Source organism: Brevundimonas sp., assembly GCF_044239655.1.
Lineage (GTDB): Bacteria > Pseudomonadota > Alphaproteobacteria > Caulobacterales > Caulobacteraceae > Brevundimonas.
This window is the reverse complement of the sequence record NZ_JBIIAY010000131.1, coordinates 1-8,232: the sequence shown is the minus strand read 5'-3', so window position 1 is coordinate 8,232 and position 8,232 is coordinate 1. Positions and strand designations below refer to the sequence as shown.

Annotated in this window: 12 protein-coding genes and 1 tRNA gene; 8 read left to right on the top strand and 5 right to left on the bottom strand. The window is 66.3% G+C overall.

From position 1 onward, the window contains the following. The 3 genes from ACILQR_RS14255 to ACILQR_RS14245 all read right to left on the bottom strand — a co-directional run. Positions 1 to 203, bottom strand: a 203-nt coding sequence (locus ACILQR_RS14255; RefSeq protein ID WP_395652054.1) for a DUF6468 domain-containing protein, incomplete at its 3' end; no start/stop codon positions are given. Between the two features lies 1 nt (position 204). After that, complete coding sequence (fliM, locus tag ACILQR_RS14250; protein ID WP_395652053.1) at positions 205 to 1,254, bottom strand: flagellar motor switch protein FliM; 1,050 nt, start codon at positions 1,252 to 1,254, stop codon at positions 205 to 207. Beyond that, positions 1,251 to 1,910, bottom strand: coding sequence for a flagellar basal body-associated FliL family protein (locus ACILQR_RS14245; RefSeq protein WP_395652052.1), 660 nt, complete (start codon positions 1,908 to 1,910; stop codon positions 1,251 to 1,253). Before ACILQR_RS14245 ends, fliM begins: the two co-directional genes overlap by 4 nt. A 180-nt stretch (positions 1,911 to 2,090) precedes the next feature. On the opposite strand from ACILQR_RS14245, the gene flgF reads away from it, so the two are divergent. The 7 genes from flgF to ACILQR_RS14210 all read left to right on the top strand — a co-directional run bounded on the left by flgF (position 2,091) and on the right by ACILQR_RS14210 (position 6,900). Continuing rightward, a complete protein-coding gene (flgF, locus tag ACILQR_RS14240) occupies positions 2,091 to 2,828 on the top strand; it encodes a flagellar basal-body rod protein FlgF (RefSeq protein ID WP_395652051.1) in 738 nt (245 codons plus the stop codon). Positions 2,829 to 2,898: 70 nt separating this feature from the next. Further along, complete coding sequence (gene flgG / locus ACILQR_RS14235; RefSeq protein WP_271144402.1) at positions 2,899 to 3,687, top strand: flagellar basal-body rod protein FlgG; 789 nt, start codon at positions 2,899 to 2,901, stop codon at positions 3,685 to 3,687. After that, entirely contained in the window at positions 3,687 to 4,475 is a 789-nt protein-coding gene (gene flgA, locus ACILQR_RS14230; RefSeq protein WP_395652050.1) for a flagellar basal body P-ring formation chaperone FlgA, read from the top strand. Before flgG ends, flgA begins: the two co-directional genes overlap by 1 nt. Positions 4,476 to 4,488: 13 nt before the next feature. After that, positions 4,489 to 5,250, top strand: coding sequence for a flagellar basal body L-ring protein FlgH (gene flgH / locus ACILQR_RS14225; protein WP_395652049.1), 762 nt, complete (start codon positions 4,489 to 4,491; stop codon positions 5,248 to 5,250). A 229-nt stretch (positions 5,251 to 5,479) separates the two neighbouring features. Then, positions 5,480 to 5,929, top strand: coding sequence for a hypothetical protein (locus ACILQR_RS14220; RefSeq protein WP_395652048.1), 450 nt, complete (start codon positions 5,480 to 5,482; stop codon positions 5,927 to 5,929). Between the two features lie 24 nt (positions 5,930 to 5,953). Next, entirely contained in the window at positions 5,954 to 6,376 is a 423-nt protein-coding gene (locus tag ACILQR_RS14215; RefSeq protein WP_395652047.1) for a hypothetical protein, read from the top strand. Positions 6,377 to 6,393: 17 nt separating this feature from the next. Continuing rightward, entirely contained in the window at positions 6,394 to 6,900 is a 507-nt protein-coding gene (locus ACILQR_RS14210) for a hypothetical protein (protein WP_395652046.1), read from the top strand. Here ACILQR_RS14210 and ACILQR_RS14205 read toward each other — a convergent pair. Both ACILQR_RS14205 and msrA read right to left on the bottom strand, forming a co-directional pair. Continuing rightward, entirely contained in the window at positions 6,897 to 7,247 is a 351-nt protein-coding gene (locus tag ACILQR_RS14205) for an MmcQ/YjbR family DNA-binding protein (protein ID WP_395652045.1), read from the bottom strand. The two genes, ACILQR_RS14210 and ACILQR_RS14205, sit on opposite strands and share 4 nt — an antisense overlap. 4 nt (positions 7,248 to 7,251) lie before the next feature. Further along, entirely contained in the window at positions 7,252 to 7,902 is a 651-nt protein-coding gene (msrA, locus tag ACILQR_RS14200; RefSeq protein ID WP_395652044.1) for a peptide-methionine (S)-S-oxide reductase MsrA, read from the bottom strand. A gap of 155 nt (positions 7,903 to 8,057) precedes the next feature. On the opposite strand from msrA, the gene ACILQR_RS14195 reads away from it, so the two are divergent. Further along, positions 8,058 to 8,147, top strand: a tRNA-Ser gene (locus ACILQR_RS14195). Positions 8,148 to 8,232: the final 85 nt, after the last annotated feature.

Below are 8,232 nucleotides of genomic sequence, written 5' to 3'. Positions count from 1 at the left end.
ATGTCGGCCTCCTCGCCGGACTGGCGCAGGCTGACCAGGGCGTTTTCGGCGCGGCCGGCGGCCTGGTTCAGCTCGGTCACGGCGTTGGCGAAGGCCAGCTGGCCGGCACGCAGGGTCGTCAGCTTCTTTTCCAGCCGAACCCCGTATGCCAGGGCAGCCACCAGAAGCAGCATCAGGACCGAGTCGAGAATGATGCCCGTCATGTCAGCGCTTTCCCCGGGTCAGACTGTTGGCGGCCTCGACACTGATCGGACCCTCCACGCGAATGGCGATATGCTGGCCCTTGCGGCCCATCCGCCCGGTCGTGACCGGGATCGGGCCACAGCGGATCGAAACGTCGCTGTCGGGCGTCGCATTCAGCATGAAGGTGTCGCCGACCTTCAGGTTCAGTACCGTCGAGAGGGGCGCCTGCTGCTCGTCCAGAACGACCCGAACCTCGGTGTCGGTGGTCCAGAGCTCGGTGGCCAGGTGGCCTTCCCAGATATTGTCGCGGCCGAACTTCTCACCCATGAACTGCTGCAGCAGCATCTTGCGGATGGGCTCCAGCGTCGCATAGGGCAGCAGCAGCTCGACTCGCCCTCCCCGGTCTTCCATGTCGATGCGCAGCTTGACCAGGATGGCGGCGTTGGCCGGCCGCGCGATGGCGGCAAAACGGGGATTGGTCTCCAGCCGGTCCAGATTGAAATGCACCGGCGTCAGGGGCTCGAACGCGGCCTGAGCGTCGGCCAGGATCACCTCGACCATCCGCTGGACCAGGACCCGCTCGATCGTGGTGTAGGGCCGCCCCTCGATCCGCAGGGCCGCCGTGCCGCGACGCCCGCCCAGCAGCACGTCTACGATGGAATAGATCAGGTTGGAATCGACCGTCAGCAGGCCGTAGTTGTCCAGCTCCTCGGCCCGGAACACGGCCAGGATCGCCGGCAGGGGGATCGAGTTCAGATAGTCGCCGAATCTGATCGAGGAGATGTTGTCGAGGCTGACCTCGACGTTGTCGGAGGTGAAGTTGCGCAGGGACGTCGTCATCAGCCGCACCAGGCGGTCGAAGACGATCTCAAGCATCGGCAGCCGCTCGTAGCTGACGAGGGCCGAGTTGATGATGGCCCGGATGCCGGACCGTTCGGAATCGTCGCCGTCGCCGAGATCGAACCCCAGCAGGTTGTCGATCTCGTCCTGACTCAGAACCCGTTCGGAGCCAGGCGAGCGGAACTCGTCGGAGGCCGAGGGATCGGTGTCTGCAAATCCCACATCGCTCATTGAACGAGCATCTCTTCGATCAGGACGGCGTCGATCTTGGATGGTGCCGCGATCAGGTTGACGCGGCGCAGGATCTCGGCCCGCAGCTGATAGCTGCCCGAGGAGCCTGCCAGATCTTCGGGGCGCAGTTCGCGCAGGAAGCCCTGGAACATGTCCTGCATCCGGGGAGCCTCGGCCTGGAGGGTCGAAGCGAGATCGGCGTCGTGCATCTCAAGCGTGAGCTTGAGCTTCAGATAGGTCGGCCGACCGTCAGGCGACTGGATGTTCACCGTCATGGGGGCCAGGGTGTAGAAGGTCACGCCGTCGGGACCCTCCGCGATCACTCCTGCGCCGGCTTCGCCCTCGGCACCCGCCGCCGCGCCATGGCCGCCTTCCTTCTTCTCGCCGTGGCCGCCTTTTTCTTCCTTCTTGGCCCCATGGTCGTCGGCCTTTTCCTCGCCGTGCTCGCCTTCCGCCGCCGCGGGCTTGGGTGACAAGAGGAAGAAGGCCGCGCCGCCACCGCCGCCCAGCACCAGCAGGGCCGCAGGTATGATGATGAACAGCAGAGGAATCTTCTTCTTGGCCGGCGGGGCATCTCCCTCCGCACCCTCGGCGACGGCCAGGGCAGTCGCGGAGTCGCCGGCGTCCGCCTTCTTCTTCTTGCCCAGCTTCAGCATGGATGGAGGCCCCGGATGATTCCAGCGTCCAGATGCGGCCGGTTTGGTTAACGGGGCGTTGAAATCCGGCAAATCCTACCGGGTACCGAAGCCGGTGATGACTCTCAAAAGCCCGCCGCGCCTGCATTAACCTTGTTGGCACGGTCGTTGCGTAGCCCTCTACGAAGGAGCTCGCTCACCGTGGAAAACGCCGCCTACGTCGCCCTGTCCCGCCAGATGACGCTCCGTCGCGAGCTGGACATCGTGGCGAACAACATGGCCAACGCCGATACGACCGGCTTCAAGGTCGAGCAGTTGCTCGTCGGCGCAGAGATCGGCGAGCGGGCCCGCAACGAGGCGATCCGGCCCAGCGCCAGCTTCGTGCTCGACAACGGCGTCGGCCGCGACTTCGGCCAGGGCGCCCTGAAACAGACGGGCCGCGACCTCGATTTTGGCATCGAGGGCGAAGGGGCCTTCTTCGTCGTCAATGATGGAAACGGCGACGCCTACACCCGCGACGGGGCCTTCACGCTCGACCCCGAAGGCAAGCTGGTCACCAAGGCCGGCGACGCGGTTCAGGGCGACGGCGGCGACATCATCCTGGATCCCGCGAGGGGTCAGGTCACGGTCGGTGACGACGGCACGATCTCGCAGGGCGGCCTGCTGGTCGGCAAACTGTCCCTCGCCCGGTTCGAGACCCTGTCGGCGCTGTCGAAAGACGGTGACGGCCTGTACCGCAACCGGTCGAACACGGACCCCATCGAGGCGGCCGGGGCCAAGATCCATCAAGGCAGCCTGGAAGGCTCCAACGTCAACCCGCTGATCGAGATCACGAACATGATCGAGATCAGCCGCGCCTATGAGCGCGTCTCGAAGATGATCGAGAACGTCAACGACCTGTCCCGCCGCTCAGTCGAGCGGCTGGGTCGAGCCAGCTGATGACCCGTATTCAATCCGCCTTTCCTCAAGCAGCAAGCCGCCGCGCGGCGAGCGATAGGAACCCAAAATAATGCGTGCCCTCAGAACCGCTGCTTCCGGCATGGCTGCCCAGCAGCTGAACGTCGAAGTCATCTCCAACAACATCGCAAACATGAACACGATCGGGTTCAAGCGGCAGCGGGCCGAGTTCCAGGACCTGATGTACCAGAACGTCGAGCGGATGGGGGCCCAGTCGTCCAGCGCCGGCACCGTCGTGCCCACCGGCATCCAAGTGGGTCTGGGCGTCAAGGCGGGCAGCGTCTACCGGATCACCGAACAGGGGACGCCGGGCCGCACCGACAACACCTATGACGTCGCCATCGACGGCAAGGGCTATTTCCAGGTGACCCTGCCCTCCGGCGAGATCGGATACACCCGCGCCGGCAACTTCTCGCTGAGCCCCGAAGGCAATCTGGTCACCGAGGACGGCTATACGATCGAGCCGGCCATCACGATCCCCCAGAACACGGTCGATGTGACCATCTCCAAGACCGGCGAGGTCCAGGCCACGATCGACGGCCAGACCGATCCGCAGGTGGTGGGACAGCTGGAGATCGCCAACTTCTTCAACGAGGCGGGGCTAGAAGCGGTCGGCGACAACCTGCTGATGGAAACCGCCGCCTCCGGTCCGGCCTCTGTCGCCGCCCCCGGAGAGCCGGGCTATGGGCAACTTCTGCAGGGCTATACGGAATCGTCCAACGTCGACGCGGTGTCCGAGATCAGTTCGCTGATCGTGGCGCAGCGGGCCTATGAGATGAACTCCAAGGTCATCAAGACCGCCGACGAAATGATGTCGGTCGCCTCGCAGGTGAAGAGCTGATGCGCGCGCTTTCCCTCCTCATCGGCGCTACGGCGTCGCTGCTGGCTGTGGGATCGGCGCTGGCCGGACCCGTCACGCTCAAGACCAATCCAGTCGACGAAGACGGCCGGGTCACCTTGGGCGACCTGTTCGATGGAGCGGGCTCGGCGGCAAACGTCGTCGTGGCCTCGCGCGCCGGGCCTTCGGTGGTCTTCGACGCCGGCCAGCTTCAGGCTGCAGCGCTGCGCTCGGGACTTCAGTGGGACAATCCGCGTAATCTCGGTCGCGTGGTCGTGCGCGCCGGATTGGCGTCGCCCGTGGCCGCTTCGGCTTCGCCCGGTGCCCCAGCAGCAGCGCGGCCGGGTGCCACGGCGGAGGTTCTGACCTATGCCCGCAACATCGCGACGGGCGATATCATCCAGCCCGAGGACGTCGTCTGGACCACGGTCCAGGCCCATCTGGCGACCGCCGGAGGCCCTCGCGACGCCGAACAGGCCATCGGGCTGTCGGCCAAACGGCCGCTGCGGGCCGGAGCGGCCGTCGCCTCGCGCGATCTCGCCTCCCCCCAGGTCATCGCCCGCAACGATATGATCGAGGTGGCTTATGAGGTCGGCGGGGTTCGCCTGACCGTCACCGGCCGTGCGACCCGGGCCGCCGCGATCGGTGAGCCGGTGTCCGTGCTCAACACGACCTCGTCCAAGACCATCGACGCCATCGCCACCGGCCCTGGCCGCGCCATCGCAGGCCCCGCCGCCCAATCTGCACGGGCTCTGGCGGCGCGCGCCAATGCCCTCATCGCCTCCCGCTAAGGACCTGACCTCCATGCGCAAGACCCTGATCCTCTCCGCCTGCGCCGCCAGCCTGTCGCTGGGCGCCTGTTCCACCGCCATCGAGGCCGTGCGTGGCCCCGAACTGGCCCCGATTGGCTATCCGGCTGCCCTGGTGCCGCAGAGTCAGGTCTACCAGCCCTCGCCCGAACAGCAGGCCGCGATCCGCGCCGAACAGAACGGGCGGATGGCCGCCAGCGCCAATAGCCTGTGGCGCACCGGGGCCCGCACCTTCTTCGGCGACCAGCGCGCGCGCCACATCGGCGACATCCTGACTGTCAACATCGCGATCGACGACAGCGCCCAGACCTCGAACGCCACCAACCGCGCGCGCTCGAACGACGCGTCGGGCGGGGTCACGAACTTCTTCGGCCTCGAGAACAGCCTCGGCCGCGCCTTCCCCGGTGGCTTCGATCCCGGAAATCTGGTCGGGACCCAAGGCCAGATCAATGCGTCCGGCTCCGGATCCGTCAGCCGTTCGGAGAAGGTCGACCTGACCGTCGCCGCCGTCGTCACCGACATCATGGCCAACGGGAACCTGGTCATCCAGGGTCGGCAGGAAGTGCGCACCAACCGCGAGGTCCGCGAGCTGACCGTCGCCGGCATCGTCCGCCCCGAGGACATCACCGCAGCCAACACGATCAGCCACACCCAGATCGCCGAGGCCCGCATCAGCTACGGCGGCCGTGGCGACATCAGCCGGGTCCAGGCAACCCCGGCGGCCCAGTCCCTGGTCGAGCGGTTCAGTCCGTTCTGACTTGCCATGGCCGGGACCAAACCGACCAGGAAACGCGTCAAGTTTTCAGTCTTATCACCAAACTCGCCAAGACCACGTTGAGCTGCTGAGGAGGCGCACCCTCGGCGAGTCCGCGTTCGCCGAACGCGCGATAAATTCGTCACACAAGGGGCGGTCGTTAACGAAGGTTAAGCCGAGCCGTGAACTCCGCCGTAGCTCTTGCGTTGATCGACGAACGCGAGACCCTGCCATGTTCAAGATCCTGATCCCCGCCGTCGCCGCCCTCGGCCTCATAGCGTTTGCCGCCAAGACCCAACCGATGGCCGAGGCGGCGTCCAGCCCCGTCGAACACAGCAGCCAGGCCGGTCTGGGCTGGCACGTCAGCCACGAGGGCGCGATGGCGAAACTGGCTTACGGCGTGGCGAACTCCGACCAACTGGCCATGATGGTCACCTGCGCGCCCGGCGACGCGACAGCCGCTGTCTATGGCGACGTCCGTCCCACGGTCACCCCTGCTGTTGCGCTCTCGCCCATGGATGAGACGCGGATCGCCGTGAAGGACAGCCCCCTGCGCAGCCTTGTCGAGGACGGGCGCATCAGTGTTCACGGCGAAGGCGGCGTTCACAGGGTGTCGGCCACCGCAGTCGAACGGCGCGCCATCGCCGAGTTTCTGGGCTATTGTGCGCGAAAGCAGGCCTGATTTCGGGCCACGGGGGCGGGCCGAATGATCTCGACAGCAGCTCTGGCGGCACTCGTCCTGGCGATGCAGGCTCCGGCCTGGACGTGGACCCTGTACGAGGGTTCCGGTCCGATCGTTCTGGCCAATGAACGCCCTGATACGCCTGATTTGCGCACGACGCTGGAGTGTTCGGCCGGATCCGGCATAGCGCGCGTGTCGGTCTACCAATCGACGCTGAAACCCGGCTTCGCCACCGTGACCTCGGGAGACCAGTCGGCAACGACGGAGGCAGGCCCCGGGGCGGACCAGGCCGTCGTCGCGTCCCTGAGAACCGATCATCCCGTCTTCGGCCGGTTTTCGGCCAGCGGGACCCTGTCGATGACGGTCGGCGAAGCGCGCCAGGTCATCCAGATCGACGCCGGCGACCTTGCCAAGCTGCGCCGCTTCGCCGACCTTTGCGGCGGATGACCCCGAAGATGCGCAAGATGAAACGATCCGCCACCGCCGTGTGCTTGTCGATCGGGGTCCTCACGGTCGCGGCCTGTTCGACCGTCGGCCCGTCTGCGCCCGCGACAGCGTCCCTGCCGGCGAGTTCGGCCCCCAAGCCGGTCAACAGCTATGACTGGTTCTATCACGAGGACGCGGGGCAGGCGCAGCTGGTATTCGGTATGGAAGCCAGCGACGACATCCAGATGGGCCTGTCGTGCGCGGCCCGCACCGGCAAGCTCGAGATCTTCGCCATCGCCGAGGCCCCCCGGGACATTCATCTGGAATCCGGCGGCGATACCGAAAGGTTCAAGGCCGGGGCGGAGCCTTCGGAGTTGCATGAGGGCAGCATCCTGACTGCCGAGGCCAGGGCGAACCTGCCGGTGTTCGCCCGCTTCCGGCGACTGGGCTGGATGGCGTCTCTGCACGACGGACGGCGGGACATGTTCGTCGCCCACCCCGGGACCCTCGCCAACGTCGAACGCTTCTTCGACTTCTGCGGCTAGAGGCCCAGTTCGGCGCGGACCTTCCTCGTCAGCCGGGCCGCCACGATCGCATGCGCCGACGCGAAATGGTCGGCCATATCCGCGTCCGTCCAGCCCTCGGCCGCCTCGGGATCGGGAAGGTTCACCCATTTCGCGCGCGCGAGATACGGCGCGGGCCGGGCGCGACCGGTCTCGGTCAAGACCTCATAGGCAATGTCCGAGACCTTGAATGACACCCCGCCCTCCTGGCCGACCATGACGAACATCTTGCCGCCGACGCGATAGGCGTCGTGGTGATCGCCGAAGGGGTGGTCCAGGGTCGCGCCCGGCAGGGCCAGGCAGACTTTGCCGATCGCGGCTCGGTCCATCTGATCAGGCCTCGACGCCGACGCCGATCGGACAGACCACGCCCGTCCCGCCGATGCCGCAATATCCAGCCGGGTTCTTGGCCAGATAGCCCTGGTGGTAGCCCTCGGCATAGTAGAACGGCCCGGCCGGTGCGATCTCGGTCGTGATCTCCCCCCTGCCCGCCTTGGCCAGCGCGCTTTGATAGGCGTCACGCGACGCCTCGGCCTGGGCCTTCTGGTCATCGTTCAGATAGTAGATGGCCGAACGATAGGTCGAGCCGACGTCGTTCCCCTGGCGCATCCCCTGCGTCGGGTCGTGGCCCTCCCAGAATACCTTAAGCAGCTCCGCGTAGGAGATTTCACCGGGGTTGAAGACCACCTGGACGACCTCTGCCTGGCCCGTCAGGCCGGTGCAGGTCTCTTCATAGGTCGGGTTGGGTGTGATCCCGCCCGAATAGCCGACCGCCGTGACCCAGACGCCCGGCAGGGTCCAGAACTTCCGCTCCACGCCCCAGAAACAGCCCATGCCGAAGATCGCCGCCTCGATCCCGTCCGGATGCGGCCCCTTCAGAGACCGGCCGGTGACAAAGTGGACCTCGTCCGTGGGCAAGGGCGTGGAGCGCCCCGGCAGGGCGGTCTCGGCGGTCGGCAGGTCGTGGCTCTTTCGGAACAGCATGGGGTTCTCCGGTCGTGCAGGGTCGATAAATCGATTTCCTCCCATATGGGGAGCGATCCGGCGCTTGCCCAGCGCCCCGGCCTGTTCTATCAGCCTCGCCTCCCGCCGGACGACCATCCGGCGGCTCGACGAGGCCCGCGGGCCGATCGTGGAACGGACAGGTGGCGGAGTGGTCGATCGCGCACGCTTGGAAAGCGTGTGTAGGTGAAAGCCTACCGAGGGTTCGAATCCCTCTCTGTCCGCCATCGTTTTTCTTCATATTTATCAATAAGTTGAAATCGCCCCGTCCGGCCCGCGCCGTGCGGGCTTTCCCGCGTGCGATGTCCTGCA